This window comes from Neobacillus sp. D3-1R, from assembly GCF_052180215.1.
In the GTDB taxonomy this organism is placed as follows: Bacteria; Bacillota; Bacilli; order Bacillales; family Cytobacillaceae; genus Pseudoneobacillus.
In genome coordinates this window covers 2,083,113-2,109,598 of the sequence record NZ_CP197471.1, presented here as the reverse complement: position 1 = coordinate 2,109,598, position 26,486 = coordinate 2,083,113, and the positions used below count along the sequence as shown (strand labels likewise).

Here is a 26,486-nt window from a genome sequence, read left to right as displayed (position 1 = left end):
CCCCTTTACACAGGAAGTGCCACTGCCCACCCAACTTTTAGCTGTACTTCTAAATTATACCACATTAATCAAATATACGAATATATGTTTGTGTTTTAAAAGAATATTACCCCAACTTCATTATCTTATTCAAAGTATCAAAGTTTATTATTCTATTTACCCTTTATCAATGAAATTGCTTTTTCAAGAACTTCATCTTTATTTTGTTTAATTCCATCGATAGTCGGTGTTACAGTAATATCCGGAATAATCCCAACCCTTTGTGTGTCTGATCCATCTGAGTTATAGATACCGATACCTGATATAGCAGTTTGAATCCCACCAGGAAGCACGAAACGAGTCACATCCCCGTCTGCACCTGCTGTGGTACTTCCTAGCACCACCGAACCCGGAGCTTTTCTAAACGCCATAGCCAGAAATTCTGCTGCACTTTGGGTTTGTTCATTTATAAGAATAATTACCTTTCCTTTATAATAATCTTTATTTGTTCTACCAGCCTCCATTTCAAAAGCAGTTTTAAATAAACCTGGCTTTGCTAAGCTACCAGCAGAGAACTTAGCAAACTTTGTTTTTTCTGGTAGTAAATATTCTGATAGACTAAATCTGAGATCATCCGAAGGATACCCTCTTAGATCAATGATTAACCCATTGGTTCCTTGGATTTTAGCCATTATATCTGGAAAATCACTGTTGAAAATATCATCAATGTAAAAATAGGCAATGTCAGAATCCAACATTTGAAACCCTTCTTTATCGAGAGCTATATATCCTGTAGGATTTCCAAAAACAGACAATGGATAAACATCTAATTTAGCTTGTTCTGTTTTACCACTCCGGATAAACTCAATATTCAATTTTTCCTCATTTGTCCGTAATAATTTGGGTGCTATGTCTCTTAATTTTGTTGGGTAGTTGGAGGCAGGGATATACTTTAATTTTTCCTTAAAGATTCCTTCGACAGTTTCTCCATTAATTTTGGAAATGACATCACCATTAATTAAACCAGATTGCTTCCCGAATTCATCATCATAATACCCCGTAACAACTGGTTTATTTTCAATAAAAGATAGTCTCACAGGTGCGGAGTTCACTCCCCAAAACTCATCTAATGTAGCGTCCTCCATCCAAATATTTGCATGAGAATCATGAACCCGCCCAATAAGTTCTAAAACAGCTAGTTTATATTCCAGTTCATTCGAAGCAGATATGAATTTTGGAATAGAATCTTGGAGGACTACATCCCAGTCTTCTTCTATCAAATTTCTATATGGGTAAAAGTATTCAATAATATTCCAGTATCGAAATAATGCAAGTAAGCGGAAACCTTCATTTTCGTAATTCATTGAGTCATATTCCGCTTCATTAAATACAGGAAGCATGGGGTTCCCATCATATTCGACTAAAGTTACATATTTTTGCTTGTTAGGTTTTTTAGCATTTTTTACTTGGGTCAATTTTGATTCTAAGGGTTCACCAAGATTTAATTCGGTGATCCATTCTAAATCAGGTGCTATTACTACATCTTTATCGACTACTGGAGTTTTTTCCTCTTTAAACGAACCTAAATCTGTAATCCAATCTGCCAAAATCAAATCTCTATCTTGCGAACTACCGGATTCAAGAATTTTAGGGATGATTTTAAACAATTCGGCATCCCAATCCCATTGTCCTGTTGCAACATTCGGATGGTAATACTTTAAAAATCCCCATACTTTACCTAATATGTATAAATTACTTTTCGCTTGTTCCGATTGTATTATTTCACTATTAAACTCCACACTTTTAACATAAGTATTTATATCCACTTGTTTAACAGTATCTTTAGCAGGAGTACAACCTGTTATTAAAATACATATCAATGTAATTAGCCATAACTTCTTCATTTTTTCTCCCCTTTCCATTTAGATTGATTAGTATTACATATTTGACATACGTATAAGGAACCCTTTAAATATGTAAAAAATATACATAAACGTTAGGAATATTTTAATTTTATTTTTATGTCTGATAATAAATTGGACTATAATGGAAATGGACTTTAGGTATCCCTTTTAGACCTATGGTATATTAGGGAAGAGCAGTCTCATAAAGTTTAAAAATAGGAACTACTTTTATATTAAAGAAAAAAAGCTTGTGGTGTTTCTCAAGTTTTTGTGTGCTATTTGTATTGCTAAATTCCTTGTTATTTATGTTACGAAATCGTATATTATTTTTGTTGCGATAAGATTTTCTTCACATTATCGGAATTACTTATAAGGAGAAGATCATCCTTTAAATTTACTTTTAAAAAATGGGGAAACCAAGATGAATAAAAAAACCGCACTAATTGCAGGAGCTACTGGTTTGGTCGGAAATGAATTACTTCATATCTTACTAAACAGTCAAAAATATGAAAAAATTTTTGCTTTAGTTAGAAGACCACTTAAAGTGAAACATCCTAACCTTATGGAGGTCATTTGTGATTTTGAGCGACTGGAAGAATTCGAGCAATACTTTGCAGTTGATGATGTGTTTTGTACATTAGGAACAACTATCAAGAAGGCTAAGACTAAAGAAGCCATGTATCGGATTGATGTAGAATACCCGATTGCGATTGCTGAATTGGCAAAGGAGAAAGGTGCCAAGCACTTCCTCATTGTAAGTTCTGTTAATGCAAATAAAAATTCACGTATATGGTACTCAAAGATGAAAGGCGAACTAGAGGAGAAATTAAAAGAAATTCCGTATGAAACCATGTCTATTTTCCAACCTTCCCTGCTATTAGGGAATCGTAGTGAGTTTCGCTTGCTCGAAAAAATAGGTATTGGTATTGTTCGTGGTTTGGGTTCTCTATTGGGTAATGAATTAAGGAGTCGAATGGGAATAGAAGCGAATACAGTTGCAAATGCAATGTTTCATGTTGCTCAGATAGATCAAAAAGGTATCCATATTTATTCTTCTGGAGATATGGACAGCATCCAAAAAGCTAATCTTTAACTTACTCCACAAAATAGCAGAGTTAGTTCTTATACGAACTTCTCTGCTATTTTTAATGCTTTTATATTGTTTTGAAAGCTGCGAGTAATTACATAGTAATGGAATCAAGAATTCAGGGGAAGGCACTTAAATTGACGAGTAAATCCGTTACTTGTTACGATATATTAGTTGATTTGTAAATTGTGATACAGAGAGACATTTTCCTTCTCCAAATGACTGTACAGAAAGGTGAAAACAACATGAATAAACCTGTAGGATCGAAACGGTTACAACTTGCCATACTTTTAGGATCACTTGGACTCCTGGGGCCATTCACCATTGATATGTATTTACCATCATTTCCTACGATTGTTAATGATTATGGAACAACAGCATCTTTAGTACAAATCAGTTTAACAACATGTCTGTTAGGACTTGGACTGGGACAATTAATTATTGGCCCAATGAGTGATGTACAAGGTCGAAGAAAGCCATTGCTTATTTTTCTCACCTTATATTTAATCGCTTCTATTACGTGTTCCTTTGCCCCTTCTATTTATCTATTTATTGCAGCTCGTTTTATACAAGGATTTGCCGCAGCGGGAGGTCTCGTTATTTCTAGAGCCATTGTCCGGGATATCTATAGTGGAAGGGAATTGACCAAGTTTTTTTCTTTATTAATGTTGGTGGGGAACCTTGGTCCTATTGTCGCACCGATTATTGGTGGAGGAGTCCTGGCTGTTACGAATTGGAATGGAGTATTTATCGTATTAGCTGTTGTTGGCTTAGTATTGTTTCTTACGGTTTCCGTAAAACTTGAAGAATCTTTGCCGGTGGAAAAGCGTGTTCCAAGTAACCTAACTCAAGTATTAAAGAATTTTGAATCATTATTCAAAGATCGAGAATTCCTTGGTTATGCCCTTACACAAGGTTTTATAATTGCAGGAATCTTTGCATACGTTTCAGGCATTCCTTTTGTTTATCAAAATATTTATGGGGTTTCTCCTCAAGTATTTAGTTTACTATTTGGAGTGAATGGTTTGGCTTTAATTATTGGCACCCAATCAGTCGGCCGTTTAGCAGATATTATCCCAGAAAGAACTTTCTTGAAATTCGGATTATTTCTTTCCACTACAGCAGGCGCTTTTTTATTAGCTGCTCTTCTGTTAAAAGCACCACTTCTAGCAGTTGCTATTCCGATTTTCTTTTTAGTATGTTCTATTGGGATTATTGCCACAACTTCCTTCGCATTAGCGATTGAGACACAAGGACATATCGCTGGAAGTGCCTCAGCACTATTAGGGTTACTGCCATTTGTGCTTGGTTCGATCACTTCACCACTTGTAGGGGTAGCAGGAGAATATTCCGCGATTCCAATGGGTGTTGTCATTTTAACAGCAAGCTTACTAGCTCTTCTTTCCTATTTTGGGCTAGTTCGGAGAGCAACCATTCGTGTACAGACCGCAAAATAGAGTTCTTTTTAATTCATTTTACCTACTGATTCAGAAGTATTTAAATGTATAGGAAAAAATATACTTTTGTAAAAATCAAACACCTCTTATGTCGTATAGATTCTTCCATACGACATAAGAGGTGTTTTTAAATCATTTTCAATTAAAACGACCTCCCTCTGTCCCCCTGTGTTTTTAGCCGATTAAAATTCTTGCGAACGGTGTGGTAATAGATAGGAAAATATACGCATAGATTGTGCCCAAGTTAATGTCCCTTTAACATTTACACCTGTATTTCCTCCATCAATAATCTCCTTGTTCAACTAGGACCGAATGCTTCTAAAAAATAACTATTTTGGCATAAGATCTTGCATTACGGTTAAAATGATGAAGAACTACCCAGAACGGAGGAATACCATGAATGACAACAAGCTTACGAAAAAAGAACTACATAAGGTTATTGAAAAAAGAAGCACAGGAAAGACCAGTTTTGCTGAATTTTTGGATGAATTATCCAATATCGGGGTCATTCAATATGATATTGATGTTTCCACTGGTGAAGTCACTTACAAGAGCAAGCACTCAGAGCTAAAAACAGAACCTCAAGTTAACTTTTTGATTTCCAATCATTTTAATAAGGACGAGGCAATAGAAATAATCGCAAACATATCACTACCCTTTTTAGACTTCCTAAAAGAGTTAGCAAACGTAGGAATCGCAACCTATACGATAAATATATCTAATAAAAAAGCTACTTATGTGGGAATGAAGGGAGAACAAATAGTAGTAGAACTTCAACTTTAAAATGGGACAAGTGCCTGTCCCTCTGACCCATGTTTTTAGATAAGGGTACCTACGATCCCAAGGTACTCCTCTTTATCTCTGATAGATTTCCTTTTCAAAAACCTCTCCATTTTTAAAATAAACCTTGATAACTAATCGGTTAAAGTTATCTGGATCCACTTGGTTCAAGGAAAAATGAGCACCTTCAGATTGCATTTCTTCCTCATCAACAAGAGTTTTATTTTGATACTGAAGAAGTTCAACTTTTTTTATTAAACCCTCTTCATAATTAGAGACAAAAATTGAATTATGTTCTCCCTGGAAGTCCAAATCTACATTTATCACTCCGTAAGACTGAGACCCAAAGTCTCCTAAATATTGAGTCTGAATCTCAGAACTTTTCACGATATCATCTTGCGTAACTGAAACAAAATACTTCAATGACTGTTGTGCATATTCTTCTTGTAATTTTTCTTCAATTTTTTGTTTTGAATTTCCTGAGTCATTGCTTCTTTCCATCAAGTGAATTTCAAATCGTGGTACTACTGCCACATTGAGAGGTACTTCCACCTTATAAAATCCAGTTTGTGTTTCTTTTGGGACGATGGTTGTATACTCTTCCTGATCACCAAAATTATAATGAAATGTAACTTTGCTGTCCTTAGTGAATTCTTTTATTTGCCAATCAAAGTTAACATCTGTTTCTCCTTTTTCCAAACCTTGTGAGTTTATATCCATATTAATTTCACTAATCCAGCTTTGCTGTTTTTGTATATCATCCATGACCACTCGAATTTCACCGGCTTGACCATCGACGCGACTTATGATTTGTTGTTGCTGATTGGCCAAATTCATTAATTGATTTTCTACACTCTCTAAATGATTCAGCAATTTTACATTTATAATCAAACTAACCAATAGCATCATTGCAACAACATAGTTAAAATACTTCATATTTACTCCCTTCTGTACTATTCTTTATAAAATAATACGGAAAGGATTGGAAAAAGTTTCATAGAAAGTACACTGAGGGTTCTCTAACATTGGTTTAATATAGAGTGAGCACCCATTCTTGATATCCATTAAAACTATATAAAAAAACGTTTCTTTTGCAACCAAATTGGAAGCATAAGAAACGCCAATTTTTTTATTCAACATTTAACCCGTTTACTAGTTTACTTAACACATAGCTTTCACGTTGAATCCAGTCATTGGGATTTGGTTGGGTAAGAGCTTGATGGTTTTCCTTAATAGCTTCCTCTATGGTTACCCATTTCGGTGTAAATTGTTGAATCGATTCGTAGCCTTCTAGTTTTAAGGCAACTTTCTCTTCATCTATCAGATCACACACATAATAATGGGAAGTCATTTGAAAATATGCATTGGGCTCTTCCACATATTCGTCTATTTGTCTCTCAACCACTACCCCAATTTTATTTTTCACTACAGCGTTTATGTAACCCGTCTCTTCTGCAATTTCTCGCAAAAGAGCATGATCATGGGATTCACCCTTTTCCACTCCACCCCCGGGAAACTTATAATCCCCCTTGTTGGAATGAATAAGTAGAATTTGACCATCTCGGACAATGACAGCCCTCACTGCTTCTCTATACCGTATATTATGTTTCGATTCATCTAAACTACTAATTCCAAAAACCTCGTCGAATAACATAGTTCCTCCTCGTAAGTAGAAATGAAGGCTACTTGCCACTTCTAGTCCTAATATAACTCTTTTTTGTAAAAATTTAAATTCTATAATATAAATCAAAATCGGTTATTTTGCTTCATTTGAAGTAAGAATAACGTTTCTTTTCATCACAGTATTCGAAAACAATCCTTAACATAAAAAGAAAAATGCTTAATAAAAGCGGATAATAAACTGTATATACTATTTATCTGAACACGCTTGGATCAATACTTTAACGAGTCTGAAACAATTGTCCAAGTTCCTCCATCTCATCAACCGCCAATATACTCTCTGCCAACGGAAACAGCACTTTTTCTTCATTCGCGAAATGTTGTATTAAGGTAGTATAAGCCTGGACAGCTGATACGCTAATCCATTGCGCTTCAGTTTCATTAATGTCTTTTCCCTTGTTTTCAGCTTCAGTTAGAAAATCCTGTAGATGCTGCTCCGCCTTCTCATGTTCAAATTCCATGGTTGGGATTGTTCTGTCATTCTCACCTAGGTGGCGGGCCATCAAAGGGAATAACCCTTCTTCCTCACGTTTGGAATGTGCCTTCAACTTATCCGTGAAAGACGAAATCTGCTGGTACAATTCCGCAAACAGTTGAATCACAGCAGGACCAGCCTCACATTCTATCTCTTCTGTGGTCTCATAAAAAGAATTCATATCTGCTCTCAATGACCTATGCTCGTCCTTTAATTGGTGCAGTGGAGCACTTAAAACACCGTTCGTAGCATCCATCGGCAAATCCCTCCTCAAACTTCCTTACCATATCTCTATTTTACTTATATAGCTATTATTCATCTTGTTACTCTACTTAAAGCATATCCTAATAGTGTTAACTATTTAGTGATAGTAATCACGCAAAAAATCAGGTTAATTGATGTAATAACGCGTTAAATAAAAAAGGACTCGTGCATACTAGCATCGAATCCTTGACTTATTTTACTAAATAAAGACACAGAAATAATTAGCTAAATATCTTTTAAATTCTTAATCTTATCTAAAATAAATTGGTTTCTAGGATCCTTAAATAATTTATTCATCTCTCCAAATAATTCTTCTTCATTATCCCAATTATTAATAACCTTTGATATGGAAAACAATCTTGTATATCTTGCATATGGATCCTTTGATTTGGAAGAAAAATGGATACCTTGTATTTCAAGGGCTTTAATAATTGCTAATCGTTGATCTGGTTGTATTGGGCCAAGTTCTAGTGTTAATTTTAACCGGTCATCTTTTAATCGATCATACCAAAAGGTAAACACACTATTATGCCACCACCATTTTTCCCTTGTGGTCCCGTAAGTTTTTTCAAGTTCCCGAAATAATGGAAGAAGAAATGATGCATTACGATTTTGAATACGAAATAAATCTGAAGGTATTTCTAACTCATTTGCAAATTTTATAAATGGTCCCTTTGGAAACTTCCCTTTTTCTTGATAAACAGTATATTCAATACTTTCAATATCAGCTTTATCCTCTTGGTGGTTGTTCATTGTTTCTATAGCACTGGCTATATTTTTAAACATGGAATTTATATCTTGATCATGATATAAACGTTCCATTCCATCAACAATCTCTTTCTTATTAGCCCAATCCGAAACAATAGTTGTTTGTGTAAAAATTTTTGTATATTTTTTTCCTTCCATTTTAGCGGATTGTCTTAGTGATACTCCTTGGCTCTCAAGAGCAGTTAATAGCTTGTATCTTTTTTCAAAAGGGATTGGCCCAACTTCGATTGTTATTTTTAACCTGTCATCCCAAGTCCGTTCAAACCAATTAATTAAACCATAACCTAACCAATAACCTTGTTCTGGTTCACCAATCGATTCTTTAAAATCAACCCAATCAGGTAAAATAAAACTAGGTACTTGAACATGTGCCTTATATAAATCCTCTGGGATATTCTCTAATTTAATAAATGTTAAAAAAGCTTCTCGTAATACATTACTACCTATTTTAAAAATATAATTAATGGCTTGCTTCTTTTTTTCATAGATTTTTTTTAATGATTCATGGTACTGTTCCGGATACATATCCAACTCCAGATATATTTCACGATAACGTGGCTGTTTACGAAACTCATTGTGTTGACAAAGATAAAGAAAATCGATTGCAGCCTGATTGATTTCATAAACATCTAGAGCGAGTTGCACAGACTCCTCATCATGAACAAGTTCTTCTTTTAAGATATTTGTATAATATATTAAAAACTCATATACATTTTCAGACATTGTTTCACGATGTAGCTCAAGATGTAATAAAATAATTTCTAATACATCATGATAATCTAATATCCAGTAGTCCTGTAACGAAGGTGCATCACTTGTAAGGTTTAAGAAAATAGGAATAATCGTATAGTCTTCGTAATGACCTTTAGCATAAGAAAGATAATCCTCAAGTTGTCCCAGTGTTTCAGAAGCATAATATTTGTTTTCAATAACAAGTACAAGTTTTTTGGAAGGAACTACTACTACCAAATCAATGAAACGATTAGTACTTGTTTTAACTTCACGGTAAACCTCAGTATCGGAAAATGAAGAATATAAATATGTTAGAAAATCAATATGTTCTACCTTGTCTTCATTTTCTCCTCTAGTAACTAATCTTGATAAAAGTTTTTTTATAAAAAAACTACCCAATTGATGATTTTCATTAGGATTAAGTAACCAAGCTAGAACATTTGAATGACGAATCTCAAATTTATCTACTCTTAAAACTTTTAAAGGATTAAATTGATTAAACTTTTGATGTAAGCGAGCAAATTCTTTTGAATGATCGAGTTGTGCAATTGATTCAAACGAAATAGTCATTTTTTCTTAGGACCTCTATTCTTTATTACAATTTTCTCTAAATTACTAATATCAATCCTTATATTGATAATCCAGTACTTTTCGGCAACCAAATATCAGTAAATCCATTTTCATTGGAGTATTCGTAAAGCTGTTGGAGCTTATTTGGAGTATAAATCTTCATGTCACTCCTATTTTTTAGCTCTTTTTTGTTTAACAACTCACCATTTCGATCAATTAATATGTCTAAAAAGCTAATATGGGCAAGTTTATCACTTTTACCTAAATTACAGGAACTGCAAGCTATAACTAAATTCCATAACTGATCTGCTTGTACAAAACTCCATGGAATAAAGTGATCTACATGGGCGGAAGATTTCTTTTTAATTAACTTATCACAATAAAAACAACGTCCTTCATAATAAGAGGTAAGAAGCTGATAAAATTGATCAAGGGATGATCTTTTTGAAACATTTTCAACCTTAATGAGTATGTTTGTTGTATCGTCTTGTTCGTTAAATTTTTCTAAAAATAGTGCCAAATGATAATTTGTTAAGTAGTTCAGTACACGTTGGAAGCGTTGCATAAAAGAATAATAAGAAGAATTTAGTCTAACAACTTCTTTTTCATTGTCAAAATCATATATCGTTGATTCTGTATCGCCAAATATAGCACCCATAACATTTACTTTACATTTTCTCTTTACTTTATTAATAATTTCTAATTGAAATTCATCTGAAAGCTTATCAAAAACAAATTCTTTCGGTATATTATGTTTCATTTGAAAGTCCAAAAGTATTTTTTGTACCTCCGACTTTTTATCAACCATATTTATTTGATTGAGATCATGATGGACAACTAGATTCCAATAGATCTTTGCAAAACTTCCGAAAAGTTGAAAATAGTTTAACTCCAATTTCTCATTAACATTATAAAGATTTTCTAATATGGATTTAATTAAAACAAATTTATATGTAGTAGAATTTTTAGATTTTGTTGAAAAAATGTAATTGAAATGACTCCAAATCTCCTTATCAGTTAAATAGGAGGCTCTCATTTCTCCAACTTGTAATTTATGGCTCATTTCTTCCCTCAATTCAAGTTTAAATTAATCTTGGGTATCTTCAACCTCGATTAGGAACACTTTTTCCTTAAATCCTCCACGTTTTTTTTCTTTCGATTTTCGGACTTCCTCTATCTCATCAAAAATAGTCCCATGGTATTCTGCGAAAGCATGGATAATTTCAAGTAAATCTGCCAATTCTTCGATTGCGTCTTTATCATTATTTGTATGGATATATTCTTCTAATTCTTCGAAGCTTTTCTTTTTTAACTCGGTTATGTATTCATCTTCAGTTAAGATCCTTGTAGAAAACTTTTTACCTGTTGATTCTATGACTTCGGGTATTTTATCGCGAACTAATTTGTTATATATAGGCATATTATTTTCTCCTATGTTTAATTATTTACTTTTAATTATACAATAATATCCAATAAAAGATCTTAAAAAAAGGTCTAACTTCCATTAATAGTGGAGTTAGACCTTAATATTTATATGTGTGCTTCCAACTTTGGCTGCAGTTCCAATCCAAAATACTTCGCCAAATATTTATCAACCATTTGCTCTACTTCATCAACGGTTAGCATATCCAGAATCATTGCTCCACCCACAACATTTAAATACTTTGTGGCTTGAACAAAGTGATCACGTTTTATACTAATCTCTCTATCTTGAAGCTTGATAATAGATTTTAGAATCCCTTTTGAGATATTACGGTTAGATGTAAAGTTACTAGAGAAAAACACCACGCATCTGGCCGAGAAGTCTTTTTCACAGAAAAATTCTGTTAACCAAAATGGGTTGCTAGAATTAGATTCATCATAAGTCATATATCCTACCCACCATAAACGTGCGAGGATATGGACAAATAGAGAGCGTTTTCCACCATTTTTAAAGAACAAGGCTGTATTTATACGCTTATCATTATGATCTTTTAACTCATTTTTCAATCGGTAATAGGAAAACTCTCTTAATTGCAAGTGTGCTAGTCCTGACCACAATCGTTCCTGTGTAGCTTGCGAAATGGTTAAATGTTTTAAAGAGTCATAGATAACCTTTACATTTTCCTTATCACTTACAGCATAATCATCATTAAAGTTTAGGGATGGTACTTCAAAAGGAATACTAGATTCTAGCACTCTACCTTCCTCTTTAAAATAATCATCAAACCATTCTTTGTTTTGTTCATAATAATTTGTTTTATAAGCTTCGTAATTGGTTCTTAAATCCAAGAGAGTTTCATCAGAAAAAAACTTTAATTTCATATTAATCCTCCCTTCCATTGAGTTTTTCGATTTCTTCAAAGCTTGATCTTAATGGTTTTCTTAAAACTAGTTGAGCTGCTTTAAGTGGAGATAATAGGTCCGTTCCAACATCTTCGAGACGATAGTTATTTTCCGCAAAGATCTTTTCTAATACTTGATACCATGTGTATTGTTCTAAGTCTCCTCTGTTATCCCCTATTTTTGAGAAAACATAAACTAAAGAAGGAACAATGACAGTTGATAGAATCGTATTTTTTAATAAAGAATTCCCGCTTCCGGCATATTGATTGTATTCATACTCAGGTAGTGAAACGGTAATATTATCTGAATGGATATCCACATCCATAAACTCAGTCTTAAGTGATTTGGTCACGGTCATGATAGATGGCAGATTTAATAGCTCTGTTTGATCCTCAAATAAAGTCGTTTCAATGGCTTCACCAACGGCAAGAAAATTCCCTTTTTCAAACGTAATAGGAATACCACTATACCAGTCACTTAAAAATTCATTTGTATAATTTTCAATTCTTTCTTTAGACACGATGAAGGAGTGAATGTTTATTTTCCCACGTAATTGATTATTAGGAATAGATATTTCCAAGGTTGCCTCATTCGTTTCATATACGTTTCGAAAACTAGTATGACCACATTCAATATGAATGAGATATACACACAATCCGCTTTCTATTAAACTTTTAATTCCTGGATTATCTAACTGGAATCTTGCTTTAATTTGGACATAACCAAAAGAGTCATTCACTTCTAGGGACGTACTAAAGCTAGACTTTTTATAATCATCGTTGTTCATATATAACACTGGGTATGGATAAGAGGTATTAATTTTCATATAATTCTACCTCCATGACACAATAATCATCGTAGTCCACTTCAACATCAATCTTAAAACTCTTATTGGCTTTTAAAGATTGAAGATAAACGGAGTTGGAGCTAAACTTTTCCACTAATACATTGCTGTCATTTGTATAGGCATTTCGAATAGGTAAATCATAGTCACTTTGTTCACCTAACACTCTGAAAACAAGACGGCCATTCTCAAGTGATTTACTAGGTGAAATGACAAAGCGGTATTTTCCATTACTTCTTTCCACACAAACATATTTTTGCTGAATGTGAATAGGGTCTTTGCTAGGCTTTCGTTCTTTCTTTTTATCCGTATCACCGTCATGATCTTGGTTTAATTCATTTTGGCCACCTGGATTAGTAGAACCTCCGCTTGCATTGCCTCCATCACTATGCTCACCGGATCCATTCCCACCTTCGTCACCAGTAGGAGTAATTCCGTATTCTCCTACTAACTGTTCCTCAATATCGGATTCAGCTTTACCTTTGGTTTTCACTTTTCTAGCAGGTTCTTCTTTCTTTTCCTTTGTAATAATCGATTTAATAGAGGAATTGAGAGACTCTGTTCGATTTATTCCACTGGAAACTACTAAATTTTTGTTGGGTAAAAAGTCACTTAAACCAACAGCATCGATACTATCTGTGATTTGCTCTTGATAATGTTCTTTCACTTTTTCTCTAATAAAACTTCTAAGTTCTTTGTATATCTTGTCAGCTAATTTAGGATTTTTTTCATAACGCTCTGCGGACCATTCATTATGGGCAGGGTTTTCCATTTGTTTAAAAATATTATTCATGTGGACCCCTGTAATCATTAACAATCCGGTAAAGGAAATACTCCCGCTAATATTCTTTTGTTCAAAGATCCGCATACCTGTTTTTCTAGTCATTAATACACGTCTGTTTAAATCGTCACCATTTAACAAGTATAAAACTGCTTCTCCTTCTTCAAAGCTAATGCCTTTATAGTTCTTTGCAGGATAGTTAATTTTTACAGTTTTATTTGAGACTAGTAGATGAAAATAGTTCTTCAAATATCGATTTTCCTCATTATCTTCTAAATCATCTATTAATTGAGCAATGTTTCGCTCATTAATTTCAAAGTCATTAATTTTTACAATAAGCTTTTTATTAAAAATGGTAATAAAGAAGTTATATAAAACAGATTTGATGATTTCCTTTTCCCAGTCCTCAGATGGTTCAAATGCTGCAATATAAATATCCGTACCTGTATCTGTTCTATTAAAGTTAACATCTAGGTTCATTTGACCTGGTATGGCCAAGGATTTTTCATTATGAGTATAATAGCCATTCCCAAGAGTGATTTGGTCATTACTTTTTTTAAAAGACATAATGTTCCCTACACCAATATGAGATTCGTAGCCTGTTGTATCTAAGGAAGAATAGAAAAGAGTTCTTAAATTAGAATTTAAAAAAGGTGCCGATTTTCCAATCCCAAAGCTACCACCCGAACTATCATCTTTGTTTGATGACCCAGCTTCCTTCACTAAAGAACTCCAAGGTGACCCAAGTTCTCCCTCTCTAGCCCCTTCTAAACCTTTTGTATTATAGTCACTGATTCTCAGGAAATTAATCTGTTGTTTGTTTAATAGAATTAATGCGTTTTCAATAAAATCCTCACTCTTCTTGTTTCTACCCAGCCAGGTTTGTTTACATTGCCGAAACACTTCTATTAATTGATTCTTATTTGGAAAATTATTTATATCAGCTGCAAATCTAGTAAATTCAACAACAACCGGCTTGTTTTGATCTTTAACTGCATCTAATGAATTCTGGCAGATTTCTCTGGTTAACGAATCAATCGCATTGCCTCTAAATGTTTCCAATCCAGCGTTGTTGATCGAATTAATCATTCCACCCGTAGCTGCTGGAAAGTTCCAAAATGTATTCATCTTGTTCCCCCAATTGTTATTTCTCATAATATATATATATTTTCTTGTGTGTAAGTTAAATACAAGTTCATACGTAAAAATATCCACTAAATATTATTACATAAAATAAATTAAGTTATTAATGTTTTCACTAAAAATGTAATTATCATTTTTGGAAATCACATAAATCTAATGAAAATATTAAATTATAATATTGTAGAATTTTAACTATTAGTTTTATTGAAACTTTATTAAAATCTAACAAGTACTCAGCAAGAGTTAAAAAATGTAAATTTATCCACTAATAAATGGAACCTTGATCATTGATATACAATCTACTAAAATTATAATAAATAATAAAAATTAGAAATAGTTGAATAGGAGACTATGAAATGAGTATTAATAAACAGTTTAGTTCTGATGGACTTGTGCATATCAGTTCATTATTAGATGGGCATCATTTCTATAAAATTCCAATCATGCAAAGAAATTACGTATGGGGAGAAGAAAATATTAATGATTTTATTACTGATATAAGAGACAGTATGGATGAAGATCCCGATCAAGCTTACTTCATTGGCAGCATGGTTTTTTCTGAGGACGAGCCAAAATTGAGAATGGTTATTGATGGACAACAACGTATAACTTCAATAACATTATTGATTGCAGCTTCAATATATCACTTTAAAAGAACCGGATTTAAAGAACTTGGAGAATATTATAGTAGATTCCTAAAAACGAGCTTTCCTGGCCCCAATGGAAAACTTATTCATAAATATAGACTAACTCATCACAACATGGATAACGATTTTTACAAACAAATACTAGAATATAACCAAGACATTAAATACAGGACATACACTACTTCACAGGCGAATTTATTAAAAGCAATTGAAAAGTTTATAGAATTATTAAATCCAGATAATGGCTTTCCTTTATCAGATTTTATGGTCTATCTCACTAGTAATGTGTATATTGTTTCAATGGTATCTGGAAGTATAAATATGGCATTTCGTATATTCGAAACCTTAAATGATAGAGGAGCAAAATTGCAACCTGAAGATTTATTAAAAAACATGTTACTAAAAAATCTAACGGACGAACAATATCATACTATCGGTACAAGATGGGACGATTTCATTAACAAGTTAACTGATGAAAAAGGAAAACCTAAAGTTTCAACAACAACTTTTTTGAAACATTTTTTAATGTCAAAAGGATATCTTGTACAGAAAAAGGGATTGTATGACTGGTTTGAAGATCAATTAGGGGAAACTAAAAATCCTAAAAACCCCAAAATTTATGACTTAGATAAATATCAAGGTATTCTTGAATTTGTAATTGAAATTCAAGATGCAGCATCTACTTATATTAAAGCAATGGAAGGTAATATCAATAATGCTTTAACAGCTTGCTTACAACTTGGTGTAAAACAATCTTTTGTTATTGCACTAGCAGCTAACAAATTAGATGATACTTTTGAACAAGAAATTTACGAGAAACTTGAAACCCTAATATTTAGTTATGTTATCTCTGCTTCACGTTTTAACGAATTTGAAAAGAAATTCCCTTATATAGCAAAGGAACTTCGATTATCAAGAGGTAGAGATGAGCATTACAAAAATGCAATTCTAGAATTTCAAAAGCTAATAGAAGATAAAAAAGAAATAGCTCTTAAATCATTTGAACAGTATAAATTAAAAGGCTCAGATAAGAAAAAAATTATGTATATTTTATCTAAGTTAGCATCTTCATTTGACCAAGCTGATTATTCAAGTTTAACAATTGAACATATTCTCCCTGAAGAAAAGAGTGAACCATGGGCTTTTATTAAGGAAGAAGGAACGGAATATAAGAGTCTAGTTTCCAATATTGGAAATTTGACACTATTGTCAAAATCCGATAATAGTTCATTAAAGAACAAATCTTTTGAGGAAAAATTACTGGTATATAAAAACCAATCACCATTTACTCGTTCAATCTCTAGTAAAATCGAAACTGGCACAAAAAACACAAAACATGACAAAGCAGTAAAAAAATATGATTATACACCCCCAAATGATAAATGGGATGCAAATGAAATAAAAAGAAGATCAAAAGCTCTAACTAGATTAGCAGAATATGTTTGGTTCGAGTAACATAATATAAAGAAGGTTGTAGGTTCTACTACAACCTTTTTTAAAGTCAATCAATAAAAATTAAATTTATAGAATGATTTAAACTTTTAACTTTTTCAATGGTTTTCTTTAATAACAGTAACTATGTCCACTTGAAAAACATGGTATGGTACCTTGTATTTGAGACGGAATACTTAAAAACAAAGTCCGTAGGCATCTCTAATAATTATATATGCAGAGAACAAACTAAAACCATCCCCATACTCTTCTATTCATATTTCTCACTATCTTCTGCTACCTTCGATACCAATCCTGGTGACAAATCATTATCATTTCTAGTTTTATTTAACCTGTCTGTAAAATATTCATTTAATTCAGGGTCCGTACAAAAGATAAAGCACCCCTTTTGCCCACGTGTCATGAGTGTTCGGTAAGTATTACGAATAATTTGATCTGCAAGTTTTTGTGCTTTTTGAGAATCTTCCTTTGCAAGTGTTTTAATCCCTTTTAAGGATTGATCTGTTTTTGCACGTTTTAAATAATCTGTCATTACCTCACCGTTTTCATATCTCATATCAGGCCCTATGATTACTCCTACATAATCAAACTCTAGTCCTTGTGATGTGTGAATACATCCTGCTTCACTTACTGAACTTTGATCAATGGCCCAAATACTATCATTTAGGTTCCAACTGATTGCAAACTTATGTTCTGTAATACTAATATCTTTATATCTATTGTTACTACGTTCTGCAGATGGCCACTCCCAACAGTAGCCAGCCAGCATTCTTGATTTGTTGTTGATCTAATTTAATCTTTCAATTTCAACTAGCATTTCATTAGGATTATCAAATACTCGGAAGTCATAATTAACTCCATAATAATGGGTGTTTGCTGTTTCTCTTATTTGAAGGACATCATCTAACCAAGCAATATAGGCATCTGAACCATCACATCTGAACTGAGATACTAATTGACCAGATATAACCTCCGCATTAAACTCGTCAGCGTATTGCTTGATTAAATCGATACTACCAATGTCCTTTAAAGTAACTTTTTGATTTTCGTCTATGAAAAAAATCGTAAACTTTGAAGCTTTTATTAATTCTTTTACTTGGTTTTCACCTTGATTTCCGTAAAAACCAGACTTTTCATTTAAACGGTGTGCTTCATCGACAATTATGACATCAAATTCGTTCAACTTTGATTCAGTAAAACTTCCTGAACCCTTAAATAAGTTGTCAATCTCTGTCTTTCTTACTGTGCCTTTTAATTTTGAAGCATAGACATCTCTAGGGGCTGAGTTTTTTGAAACATATAATGACATTAACCCTTTGTTAATTAAATTCACTAACAAGTTTATGGCCATTACTGACTTACCAGTTCCAGGTCCGCCTTCAATGACCATTACTTGTTTCTTATTATTCTGTACACACTCAAATGCTAGATGAAAGGCATCTTCATAAAAAACCTTTTGTTCGTCTATCATGATAAATTCTTCATTGCCCTTTATCATGTTCGTAAGGGAGTCTTGTAAAGATTTCGAAGGCCGTATTCTACCATGCTCAATTTGGTATATTAACTTATTGTTGTCTCCCTTTCGAACATATTTTTTAATAAAATCTCTTAAATTTTGAATTTCCCCTTTTGTAAAAACAGGGGCTTTCTCTAAGTGATCCTGATAATGTTCATCTGTTAAAGGGTCATTAGGAGTTTTTCTATAGTTATGTAAATAGGCACAAGGCTTTAGTTGAATATGTTGATCCTGTACATTTTCGTTAAAATCAGCAATTAACGCTGCATAGGACCAAGCCTGGTAGGAAGGATGGGTAACCGATCTCTTAGCTCCACCGAGATAAGTATTTACAAGAGCATCTTTACATGATACCTTTTCAACTTCAGACCATTGCTTTAACTCTACAATGACAACATGATCTTGATTCCCGTCATTTCCCGCTACAATAAAATCAACACGTTTAGATGTATTAGGAATTTTAAACTCAATTGCAACAGCCGCATCAGTAGGTATGTCCTTATCTTGCATAACATTAGACATTCGTTGTAGAGAATTTTCCCATGATAGGATTTCTTGTTTGGAAGTACGTCCTATCTTTTCTTGGTACGAATTATATAAACGCTCTACTAATAATTCATTCGTTACATCCGATATAAACTCTAATTTTGTTGCTTCATATATAATCAAATCTACATCCCCCAAATTACCATTTAACTTTTACCATCATTTTCCTATCTACTATATAGAATTATACAAAAATAAGTTAAAGTATAAAACAATTAATCTTCTTGTTAAATAGATGTACTTCGAACACTCCTATTCTCATCCTTTTAAATTTTATTAAGGGGAGAATTACTTTCTTTTCTTTTAAATTAATGGTTCAAGAGGACTACCACGCTTATTCACCTTCTTATTCGATTTTTGATATTAAGTTTTAATGTTATCTACTATTTCGGGATTACCACATAATGTTGCGGTGATAATCAAAAAGTATGCGGTTTCTATGTAAAAAAACTCCTTACAATGAATATAAAGGTTATGACAAAGAGCGTTGAAACATAACTTCTAGATTGCCTCTTATTCTTATTGTTTTCAGATAAACGAAAGTAAGTTCCTAAAATAATAGAAAAGGAAAAAAGTGATGAAAATAGGATTAATTAGACATTTTCGCGTCCTTCACCCCTATCCACAGAAAACATTCGTAGACACTCAAGAGTTACTTCAGTGGTTTGAGGACTATGATAAAGCAGAGATAGAAACATCTGAAGTAGACTTAGAGGGTATCAATTGGAAGCATTGCTATTCAAGTGATCTCTATCGATGTTTACAAACAGCAAAACATTTCTATCCTGGCATAGTGATGAAAAGGAAAGAATTAAGAGAAATACCAATGACTCCATTTAAAATGAGTTTATCATTGCCATTCCTTTTATGGGCGATGTTAGTTAGACTATCATGGTCCACAAATCAAAAAAAGAAAAAGGAAATCATAAAAATTAGACAAGGAATAAACAAACTTCTTGATGATATTCTGGATAAAAAAGAAGATACTCTTATTGTTAGTCACGGTGCATTAATGATTTTTATAGAAAAGGAATTAAAAATGAGAGGTTTCCATGGTCCTAAATTAAGGAATCCACTAAACGGAAAACTCTATATTTATCAAAATGAAGATTAGACGTTCAATTCTTCATTTTATTTGAACTTAGTTATTATTCTAAATCATTTCCTAAACTGATACACCATACACGATTTTGCATATACTTGTAAAAAACACTCTACTATCTAAAAATAGAGTGTTTTTTTAGTTCATTTATAGTTGCATCTTAATAGAAATGGGAATGTATGGTGCCTTTTTATTTTGTTTTCTTCCCCAACCATAGAAGGCAATACTCACTAAAGAAAACAAAGCCATCGTAAGGAACATCACTTTTCCTCCATGACTAACTAACAAAACGCCTCCAAACCATGGGCCAATAAAATTCCCTATTTCACTAAAGCCTTGAGCACCATAGTACATACCCCTCATTCCTTTCGGGGTAATTTCATCAATCTGTGCATACTCTGAAGGTATAATCAATATTTCTCCTAAGGTAAAGATGATCATCGATAGGATAAAAGCTCCATTATGATGAGAAAAAGCAAAACCTATCTCACCCACTGCAAATAATAGACTTCCCATAATGATACGTTGAAAAAGGCCAAACCTTTCTGCCCACCTTGTCATGAATACTTGCGTTGTTATTACGGTAATCCCATTGATACTCATTAAATAACCGAACAATTTAATGCCATCTGTCATCGATCCTTCAAGATATTGGGACAAGGTGACAGACATTTCACCATGAACTGTTGTTAAAAGGACACTCCCTAAGATAAATAAAAGTAAAGCCTTATCCTTTCTAAAAACTTGCCATGCTTGAATAGGGCTGAAACTTTCTTCCTTCTCTTTAGGGTTTTCCTTGCTCATAGAAAACTTAATAGTCAGTATCATGAATAAAAAATAAATGAAATAAATGACGGCACTAAAGATAAAGGCGATAGAATTCCCCGCAAAACCAAATATGGTTCCAAGGATAGGACCGATGGAAAAACCTATATTTCCTGCCAAATACCTATTGGAAAAAACTCTAAATCTCCTTTCTTCAGGAGTTAAATCAGCCATGATGGCTTTTGATATGATATTAAAAAAAGATGAGAATAATCCACGAAAAATATTTAATATACATAGAAAGATAGGATTATTAAAATATAAAAAACCTAAAAATACAAAACACAACACAAGCAGACTGATAACTAGCAAACGCTGCCTCCCTATAAAATCAGATAAGGTCCCCCCTATAAATCCACCAAAAGTGGCCGTAAGAGCTCCTAATCCTACAATCGTCCCTACCATAACGGGATCCAATTCTGAGAAAGAAATCAAATAGATAGGTAAAAACACAACACTCATAGAGTTGGTTAGACTAATCAGTACTGCACCTAGCATGATCAAATGAACTATTGGATGATGGGCTCGCCAATAAGCTGCAAACTTATTCATATTTTTTCTCCTTTATAAATAGCAGAGGCGAAAACGTCATGTTTTCGCCTCTATTACTAGTTTTTAGGTACAGTAACGACATAGGAAACAGTAAATACCTTGCCGTCTTTTTGAAACTGTCCCCAAGTTTTATAGACTCCACTTTCAGAAAAATTGGTTGCAAATAGGGCATCAGGCCCACTGCCCTGACCATCTAACGCATGAACGTGTAAATAGCGTTCCCCATCTGCCGAAAAAACGACAGTATGACCGATTGATCCTAAATACGGTTCCAAATCTGTAATCGGCTGATCTGTTTTTTCATCCAAGAAGGTAAACTTGAGAGTCGATTCTACGCCAACTTCTAGTGGAGGATCAAAGCTTAACTTCACTTTCATGCCATTGACTCGTTTTTCAAGACTGTTATCAACCGTCATAGGTTTAGGTTGAGTCTGTTCACCTTCCACACTTAACCATTCCATTTTACTCATGGAGCTTCCATTCGTTGGTTTAAAGTCCGCTACCATTCTATATTCACCGCCTGCTGGGAAATCATGTAGTATTTCAAAAACACCTGCCCCCTTATATTCCGGGTGAACATGCTGAAAATAGGATAAATCCTTGCTCACTATAATTAAATGCAGTAATTTTTCATGATTGATATCAAAATCCTTTACCGCAACATCTCGATTCTTGATGATTAGACGGATCAACGTCCCATTAGGATCCTGATTAGTTTCAAGTTCCCAGGCCACATTTACATCATCCGTTACAACTCTGTCACTTACTTCAATGTTCTTCTCTTCCTCTTCCCAGGAACTATTTGCTCCACAAGCTGAAAGGAATATCGATAAAAAAAGAATGATTATACTTTTATTCATATCGCAATGCCTCGTTTAATGGAGTTTTTGCCGCTTTTTTTGCTGGACTAAAGCTTGAGATTAAACTAATGATAATTCCAAACAAGAAGATGATGGCCATGATTAACGGAGAAACACCAAATTCAAATGTGAGATTGTTTACCTCTACGAATCCAGATGTAATATAGATTAGTAGTATTCCAAATAAGAGACCAATCACTGTAGCAGCAAGACCCATTCCAAAGCCTTCGAGCATAATCATTTTGATAATCTGACCTCTTGTTACACCAACCGCACGCATCATTCCTATTTCTCGAACACGTTCCATAATATTTATGAGTAAAGTATTGGTGATTCCAATCCCAGAGACAATAATCCCTAAAATAACCAAACCATTCACGATACTAAATGCTCCTGTAATAGTTCCTCTCATAACCGATACCCAATCTTCTGGACCCCACATTTCCTCCACTCTTTCACCAAATTGATCATAGATGTTTTCTCTCAATTGAAGTCGGCTAGTCTGTTCATCCTTTAATACCAAAACATTTCTTTCATATTTCACACCGAAATTTTCTTTAAAATGATCATCTCGCATAAAAGCACCGTACCCGCTATTTTTCATGGTGTTGACCACATGAACCACTTTGAACGTTTTTTCACCTTCCAGAGTATCTAACTTGATGGATTCACCAACTTTTCCTCCCCAGACTTTAAACGAAATTTTATCGAGAATGATTTCATTGTTTTTTAATCCTTTTATCATTGATCCCTGTGAATCCTCTGGATCTGTCGTAAATAAAGGGAAGCGATCAATCCAATCAGCCCCTATCCCATATACAGGAAGCATTCGTTTTTCACCATTTAAATCCCAAACGATTCCCTGTAGGGAGTATGCCACTGCCTCTTTCACACCGTCAGTTTTCTTCAAAATGGGAAGATCGTCTTTTTCAATATGGTGGAACATGACATCTAGGTTGCCTCCATAAGAGCTATAAATCACTCTTTCGTAAGTTTGTAAAAGGGCAGAATTTAATGAACTCATTAACACAATCATGGCAATTCCAAGACAAAGGATTACGGATGTCATGGATGTACGACTAAGATTCCGATTTAAATTTCGAATAGCCAAATCGCCAGTAAAATTAAAGACAAGAAGATAAAATCGTTTTAATAGGAAGCTAAACAGCTTAAACAAATAAGGAAATAGTAGGGCAATCCCAATCATAAGCGGTAGGACTACAGCCAAATGTTTGATAAAGAAGCTTATTAAAATAAGTATAACACCCATAACTCCAAACCACTTTTGATGACTTGACACTTTCACTTTGTTTTCTTTTAAAATTTCAATCACACTAGCCCTTCCAACCTTACGAATTGGATACCATGAGGCAAGAATGGGAACGAACAAACCTGCAATTAATGACACACTTAAACCGGTTTTTAGCACCAAACCACTGTTGCTTTCTACACCATATAACATGAAAATAAGCGCTTTTAAACCGATTGCTAAACCATATCCAACTAACAGTCCGATACCTGTACCTATCACACCAAGCAAGATAACCTCTCTTAATACCATTCCTCGTAATTGACTAGGTATAAAGCCGATTGTCTTTAAAACCGCAAACTCATTCTTTCTCTCCTTCATACTTACAAATAATGAATTAAAAATGATAAACGCACTTAAGGCGATTCCTAGAAATCCAGCAATATATAAAGCTAAGAAAAACGTATTAAGGTCTTTATAAACTGAGTCAAAATCCACAATCATTGGCTGCATATAAACATCGTCGTTACTTTTTACCAAATGTTCCAACTCGTGCTCTACAGTTTCGATTTGATTTGGACGATCAGCCTTTACCTGAATAGCCTGGACTTTTCCGCTTAAATCAAACCAATTTTGAATGACAGGGAGTGGAACTGCCACAGCCCAGTGGTGGTATTTGGCCATATTCCAACTGGATGGTCCCATTAAGTCCTTGGTGTATTTGACGATGGCGGTGATGTTAATCTTTTTTATACCATCTTTTGTATCAAAGGTAATCGTGTCCCCCACTTTGGAGCCCCACACTTTTGCTGTCCTGTCTGTGATCAGTGCCCCATCGGAGTTTAAATTCCCATCTATCAGTTTAAATCCAGTTACAGGAGAGTCATATTGGCTATAGCCGGTTAACACGACTCTTTTCTGTATGGAAGATATTCCTTTTTCTTTAGTCACCAACTTCGAATTTTCCTTTAACATGGCTACAGAGGAATATTCATTGCTACTTTGCATCTGTTTGTGAACATCTTCAGTAAAATACGCATCCGTACCCGCAATATTAAAATCAGCTTTTGCAAACGCCTCTTTTAAATAGATGGGGAATACCTTTTCTGCTGTATCAACAGCAGCAATGACACCGAATGTGGAAGCCACTCCAATTAAAATAGACATCATTGTAAGGAAGGTCCGCATTTTACGTCGCATTAAATTACGCCATGCGATTTGCCACTGTTTCATTTCGATATCCCCCTTTACGCTCTTCCTCTAAAATCAATCCATCTCGCACCACGATGATTCTTTCAGCTACTTGTGCAGCTTGTTGATCGTGAGTCACCATGACAACGGTAATACCTTCTTCTTTATTTAGCTTTGATAAAAGCTTTAGTATATCTGCTCCATTTTTTTGGTCCAGGTTTCCAGTAGGCTCATCTGCTAAAATTAAACTCGGTTTCATCGCTAAAGCTCTTGCAATTGCTACCCGCTGCTGCTGACCTCCGCTTAATTGGGATGGAAACGCTGACTCTTTATCTTGAAGATTGACATCAATAAGCAGTTTTTGAACAATCGATTTCATTTGCGCATTCGAAGTATGATTAGCTGATAGGGATAAGGCGATATTTTCACCAACCGTCATCATTGGTAACAGCTGGTAGTTTTGAAAAACAAATCCAACCTTTTTACGTCGAAATAGCGTACGTTCTTTTTCATTTAATTGATTTAAATGAATACCATCTACTGTTATTTCACCAGTTGTCGGAAGATCAAGCCCTCCCAATAGTTGAAGTAACGTACTCTTGCCAGAGCCACTAGGTCCCATGATGGCAACAAACTCCCCCTTGCTGATGTGTATATGATTATTTTTTAAAGCGTGAAATTTCTCCGACCCTAGTGAATAAACTTTTGAAACATCCTTAACTAAAATCATCCAAAAACCTCCAGTTTTTTATTAGTCATACCATCACGAATAACGTGTTATTTATTCATGGTCTCATTGTACGGTGATTCCCTTATCCCCAAAACGCACACTTTTGGAGAAACACCGCAGATATTTGTGGTACCTCCGAACCTCTTTTACAAAAATGCTTTTTACGTATAACCTTTCTGCACCGGATAGCCCCTTTTAATTTATTAGAAAAGCAACAAAGTTTTAGAATACAAAAAAGCCCCAACTGTTCGTTAGGGCAAATACGAAACTTATATATTCTTTGTGATAGTTGCTTTTATTGACTTATCTCTATATTTATAAAATAAATAACCCACCACTAAAATCACTCCTACTAAAATAATCTTGAGTAGCACGGGCATGAACAATATAAAGATATAACACCAAGAAAAGAGTAAGGAAATAGGACTTGTTGCTCTTAATCCGAAATAGAGTAATTTCATAGTCTTTGAACGGACATATGCTGTAGATTCTATTAATAGTATTGTAGGATTCATCATCACTCCATAGATTAGTGGGATGATGACAAACAGAGGATATTCCGTCTTCAAAGCAAATTCAATCAAATAGGCAAAGCCTACTGCAAATGCTTGCATAAAAAAATCGAGATGAGCAGCCTTAAGCTTTCTTTGATTAATAAAAAACTTGCTCATTGGTGAATTTTTTTTATAATGAACAGCTGCAAGAGGCAGAGATAACACCATGCCGATCATAAAAGATAATAATCCCCATTGTAAAAGTTGAATATTCATTTCTTTTCCTCCTAAATAAAATCTTAAGATAAAAAAAGGCGTATTACTAATGTGTGTGCAAACTTTATTACATTACTAAACTCTTTTCTTTAACCTTTATAAAAATAGATTAAGATAAAAAGGGATGATCATTTACGCAATAATTAGCCGACTTATCCGCAAATATTTGCAATGGCCCGCAAAAAGTGATAATAAAGCAAAAAAGGAACTTGAAACAAAAGTTTCAAGTTCCTTGTAAAATCTACTAATAACTCGTT

General features: G+C 33.8%; 20 protein-coding genes and 1 pseudogene. 5 read left to right on the top strand and 16 right to left on the bottom strand.

Annotation, left to right across the window (positions count from 1 at the left end; genetic code table 11):
- Positions 1 to 152: 152 nt before the first annotated feature.
- On the bottom strand, positions 153 to 1,883 hold the full coding sequence (locus ACSBPO_RS10750; RefSeq protein WP_442600041.1) for a S41 family peptidase: 1,731 nt from the start codon (positions 1,881 to 1,883) through the stop codon (positions 153 to 155).
- Between the two features lie 421 nt (positions 1,884 to 2,304).
- Here ACSBPO_RS10750 and ACSBPO_RS10745 point away from each other — a divergent pair, with 421 nt between their 5' ends.
- The 3 genes from ACSBPO_RS10745 to ACSBPO_RS10735 all read left to right on the top strand — a co-directional run bounded on the left by ACSBPO_RS10745 (position 2,305) and on the right by ACSBPO_RS10735 (position 5,210).
- Positions 2,305 to 2,976 (top strand): oxidoreductase, encoded by a 672-nt coding sequence (locus tag ACSBPO_RS10745; RefSeq protein WP_442600040.1) that lies wholly within the window; start codon positions 2,305 to 2,307, stop codon positions 2,974 to 2,976.
- A gap of 239 nt (positions 2,977 to 3,215) precedes the next feature.
- A complete protein-coding gene (locus ACSBPO_RS10740; RefSeq protein ID WP_442600039.1) occupies positions 3,216 to 4,427 on the top strand; it encodes a multidrug effflux MFS transporter in 1,212 nt (403 codons plus the stop codon).
- 396 nt (positions 4,428 to 4,823) lie between these two features.
- Positions 4,824 to 5,210 carry a DUF1398 family protein gene (locus ACSBPO_RS10735; protein WP_442600038.1) on the top strand — a complete coding sequence of 129 codons (387 nt, stop codon included), beginning with the start codon at positions 4,824 to 4,826 and terminating at the stop codon, positions 5,208 to 5,210.
- Between the two features lie 72 nt (positions 5,211 to 5,282).
- Here ACSBPO_RS10735 and ACSBPO_RS10730 read toward each other — a convergent pair whose 3' ends face one another.
- The 9 genes from ACSBPO_RS10730 to ACSBPO_RS10690 form a co-directional block, all read right to left on the bottom strand.
- Positions 5,283 to 6,143 carry a hypothetical protein gene (locus tag ACSBPO_RS10730; RefSeq protein WP_442600037.1) on the bottom strand — a complete coding sequence of 287 codons (861 nt, stop codon included), beginning with the start codon at positions 6,141 to 6,143 and terminating at the stop codon, positions 5,283 to 5,285.
- 193 nt (positions 6,144 to 6,336) lie between these two features.
- Positions 6,337 to 6,861, bottom strand: coding sequence for an NUDIX domain-containing protein (locus ACSBPO_RS10725; protein WP_442600036.1), 525 nt, complete (start codon positions 6,859 to 6,861; stop codon positions 6,337 to 6,339).
- A gap of 247 nt (positions 6,862 to 7,108) precedes the next feature.
- Complete coding sequence (locus ACSBPO_RS10720) at positions 7,109 to 7,618, bottom strand: hemerythrin domain-containing protein (protein WP_442600035.1); 510 nt, start codon at positions 7,616 to 7,618, stop codon at positions 7,109 to 7,111.
- 233 nt (positions 7,619 to 7,851) lie between these two features.
- Positions 7,852 to 9,696 (bottom strand): PD-(D/E)XK nuclease family protein, encoded by a 1,845-nt coding sequence (locus ACSBPO_RS10715; protein ID WP_442600034.1) that lies wholly within the window; start codon positions 9,694 to 9,696, stop codon positions 7,852 to 7,854.
- Positions 9,697 to 9,754: 58 nt separating this feature from the next.
- Positions 9,755 to 10,759, bottom strand: coding sequence for an HNH endonuclease domain-containing protein (locus ACSBPO_RS10710; RefSeq protein WP_442600033.1), 1,005 nt, complete (start codon positions 10,757 to 10,759; stop codon positions 9,755 to 9,757).
- 24 nt (positions 10,760 to 10,783) lie between these two features.
- Entirely contained in the window at positions 10,784 to 11,116 is a 333-nt protein-coding gene (locus tag ACSBPO_RS10705; RefSeq protein WP_442600032.1) for a nucleoside triphosphate pyrophosphohydrolase, read from the bottom strand.
- Between the two features lie 110 nt (positions 11,117 to 11,226).
- Positions 11,227 to 12,000, bottom strand: a complete 774-nt coding sequence (locus tag ACSBPO_RS10700) for a DUF6339 family protein (protein WP_442600031.1) — start codon at positions 11,998 to 12,000, stop codon at positions 11,227 to 11,229.
- Between the two features lies 1 nt (position 12,001).
- Positions 12,002 to 12,847, bottom strand: a complete 846-nt coding sequence (locus ACSBPO_RS10695) for a hypothetical protein (protein ID WP_442600030.1) — start codon at positions 12,845 to 12,847, stop codon at positions 12,002 to 12,004.
- Complete coding sequence (locus tag ACSBPO_RS10690) at positions 12,837 to 14,774, bottom strand: hypothetical protein (protein ID WP_442600029.1); 1,938 nt, start codon at positions 14,772 to 14,774, stop codon at positions 12,837 to 12,839. Before ACSBPO_RS10690 ends, ACSBPO_RS10695 begins: the two co-directional genes overlap by 11 nt.
- 371 nt (positions 14,775 to 15,145) lie before the next feature.
- Here ACSBPO_RS10690 and ACSBPO_RS10685 point away from each other — a divergent pair, with 371 nt between their 5' ends.
- Entirely contained in the window at positions 15,146 to 16,891 is a 1,746-nt protein-coding gene (locus ACSBPO_RS10685) for a DUF262 domain-containing protein (protein WP_442600028.1), read from the top strand.
- A 247-nt stretch (positions 16,892 to 17,138) separates the two neighbouring features.
- Here the strand turns inward: ACSBPO_RS10685 and ACSBPO_RS10680 are convergent.
- Positions 17,139 to 19,073 (bottom strand): annotated as a pseudogene (locus tag ACSBPO_RS10680) (DNA/RNA helicase domain-containing protein).
- Between the two features lie 454 nt (positions 19,074 to 19,527).
- On the opposite strand from ACSBPO_RS10680, the gene ACSBPO_RS10675 reads away from it, so the two are divergent.
- Positions 19,528 to 20,064, top strand: coding sequence for a histidine phosphatase family protein (locus tag ACSBPO_RS10675; RefSeq protein ID WP_442600027.1), 537 nt, complete (start codon positions 19,528 to 19,530; stop codon positions 20,062 to 20,064).
- Positions 20,065 to 20,199: 135 nt separating this feature from the next.
- On the opposite strand, the gene ACSBPO_RS10670 is transcribed toward ACSBPO_RS10675, so the two are convergent.
- The 5 genes from ACSBPO_RS10670 to ACSBPO_RS10650 all read right to left on the bottom strand — a co-directional run bounded on the left by ACSBPO_RS10670 (position 20,200) and on the right by ACSBPO_RS10650 (position 26,229).
- Positions 20,200 to 21,429: an MDR family MFS transporter gene (locus tag ACSBPO_RS10670; RefSeq protein WP_442600026.1), complete on the bottom strand. Its 1,230-nt coding sequence runs from the start codon at positions 21,427 to 21,429 to the stop codon at positions 20,200 to 20,202.
- Positions 21,430 to 21,485: 56 nt separating this feature from the next.
- On the bottom strand, positions 21,486 to 22,289 hold the full coding sequence (locus tag ACSBPO_RS10665; RefSeq protein ID WP_442600025.1) for a hypothetical protein: 804 nt from the start codon (positions 22,287 to 22,289) through the stop codon (positions 21,486 to 21,488).
- Positions 22,282 to 24,771 carry an FtsX-like permease family protein gene (locus ACSBPO_RS10660; protein WP_442600024.1) on the bottom strand — a complete coding sequence of 830 codons (2,490 nt, stop codon included), beginning with the start codon at positions 24,769 to 24,771 and terminating at the stop codon, positions 22,282 to 22,284. The genes ACSBPO_RS10665 and ACSBPO_RS10660 overlap by 8 nt, the downstream gene beginning before the upstream one ends.
- Complete coding sequence (locus ACSBPO_RS10655) at positions 24,743 to 25,459, bottom strand: ABC transporter ATP-binding protein (RefSeq protein ID WP_442600023.1); 717 nt, start codon at positions 25,457 to 25,459, stop codon at positions 24,743 to 24,745. The genes ACSBPO_RS10660 and ACSBPO_RS10655 overlap by 29 nt, the downstream gene beginning before the upstream one ends.
- Before the next feature lie 269 nt (positions 25,460 to 25,728).
- Positions 25,729 to 26,229, bottom strand: a complete 501-nt coding sequence (locus ACSBPO_RS10650) for a hypothetical protein (protein ID WP_442600022.1) — start codon at positions 26,227 to 26,229, stop codon at positions 25,729 to 25,731.
- Positions 26,230 to 26,486 lie beyond the last annotated feature (257 nt).

Bases quoted from the DNA above. Each gene is read 5' to 3' on its own strand.
- ACSBPO_RS10740 (WP_442600039.1), top strand. From the start codon at position 3,216: ATGAATAAACCTGTAGGATCGAAACGGTTACAACTTGCCATACTTTTA.
- ACSBPO_RS10655 (WP_442600023.1), bottom strand. From the start codon at position 25,459: ATGATTTTAGTTAAGGATGTTTCAAAAGTTTATTCACTAGGGTCGGAG.
- ACSBPO_RS10705 (WP_442600032.1), bottom strand. From the start codon at position 11,116: ATGCCTATATATAACAAATTAGTTCGCGATAAAATACCCGAAGTCATA.
- ACSBPO_RS10710 (WP_442600033.1), bottom strand. From the start codon at position 10,759: ATGAGCCATAAATTACAAGTTGGAGAAATGAGAGCCTCCTATTTAACT.
- ACSBPO_RS10730 (WP_442600037.1), bottom strand. From the start codon at position 6,143: ATGAAGTATTTTAACTATGTTGTTGCAATGATGCTATTGGTTAGTTTG.
- ACSBPO_RS10745 (WP_442600040.1), top strand. From the start codon at position 2,305: ATGAATAAAAAAACCGCACTAATTGCAGGAGCTACTGGTTTGGTCGGA.
- ACSBPO_RS10665 (WP_442600025.1), bottom strand. From the start codon at position 22,289: ATGAATAAAAGTATAATCATTCTTTTTTTATCGATATTCCTTTCAGCT.
- ACSBPO_RS10700 (WP_442600031.1), bottom strand. From the start codon at position 12,000: ATGAAATTAAAGTTTTTTTCTGATGAAACTCTCTTGGATTTAAGAACC.
- ACSBPO_RS10685 (WP_442600028.1), top strand. From the start codon at position 15,146: ATGAGTATTAATAAACAGTTTAGTTCTGATGGACTTGTGCATATCAGT.
- ACSBPO_RS10650 (WP_442600022.1), bottom strand. From the start codon at position 26,229: ATGAATATTCAACTTTTACAATGGGGATTATTATCTTTTATGATCGGC.
- ACSBPO_RS10735 (WP_442600038.1), top strand. From the start codon at position 4,824: ATGAATGACAACAAGCTTACGAAAAAAGAACTACATAAGGTTATTGAA.
- ACSBPO_RS10725 (WP_442600036.1), bottom strand. From the start codon at position 6,861: ATGTTATTCGACGAGGTTTTTGGAATTAGTAGTTTAGATGAATCGAAA.
- ACSBPO_RS10690 (WP_442600029.1), bottom strand. From the start codon at position 14,774: ATGAATACATTTTGGAACTTTCCAGCAGCTACGGGTGGAATGATTAAT.
- ACSBPO_RS10715 (WP_442600034.1), bottom strand. From the start codon at position 9,696: ATGACTATTTCGTTTGAATCAATTGCACAACTCGATCATTCAAAAGAA.
- ACSBPO_RS10695 (WP_442600030.1), bottom strand. From the start codon at position 12,847: ATGAAAATTAATACCTCTTATCCATACCCAGTGTTATATATGAACAAC.
- ACSBPO_RS10670 (WP_442600026.1), bottom strand. From the start codon at position 21,429: ATGAATAAGTTTGCAGCTTATTGGCGAGCCCATCATCCAATAGTTCAT.
- ACSBPO_RS10720 (WP_442600035.1), bottom strand. From the start codon at position 7,618: ATGGATGCTACGAACGGTGTTTTAAGTGCTCCACTGCACCAATTAAAG.
- ACSBPO_RS10750 (WP_442600041.1), bottom strand. From the start codon at position 1,883: ATGAAGAAGTTATGGCTAATTACATTGATATGTATTTTAATAACAGGT.
- ACSBPO_RS10660 (WP_442600024.1), bottom strand. From the start codon at position 24,771: ATGAAACAGTGGCAAATCGCATGGCGTAATTTAATGCGACGTAAAATG.
- ACSBPO_RS10675 (WP_442600027.1), top strand. From the start codon at position 19,528: ATGAAAATAGGATTAATTAGACATTTTCGCGTCCTTCACCCCTATCCA.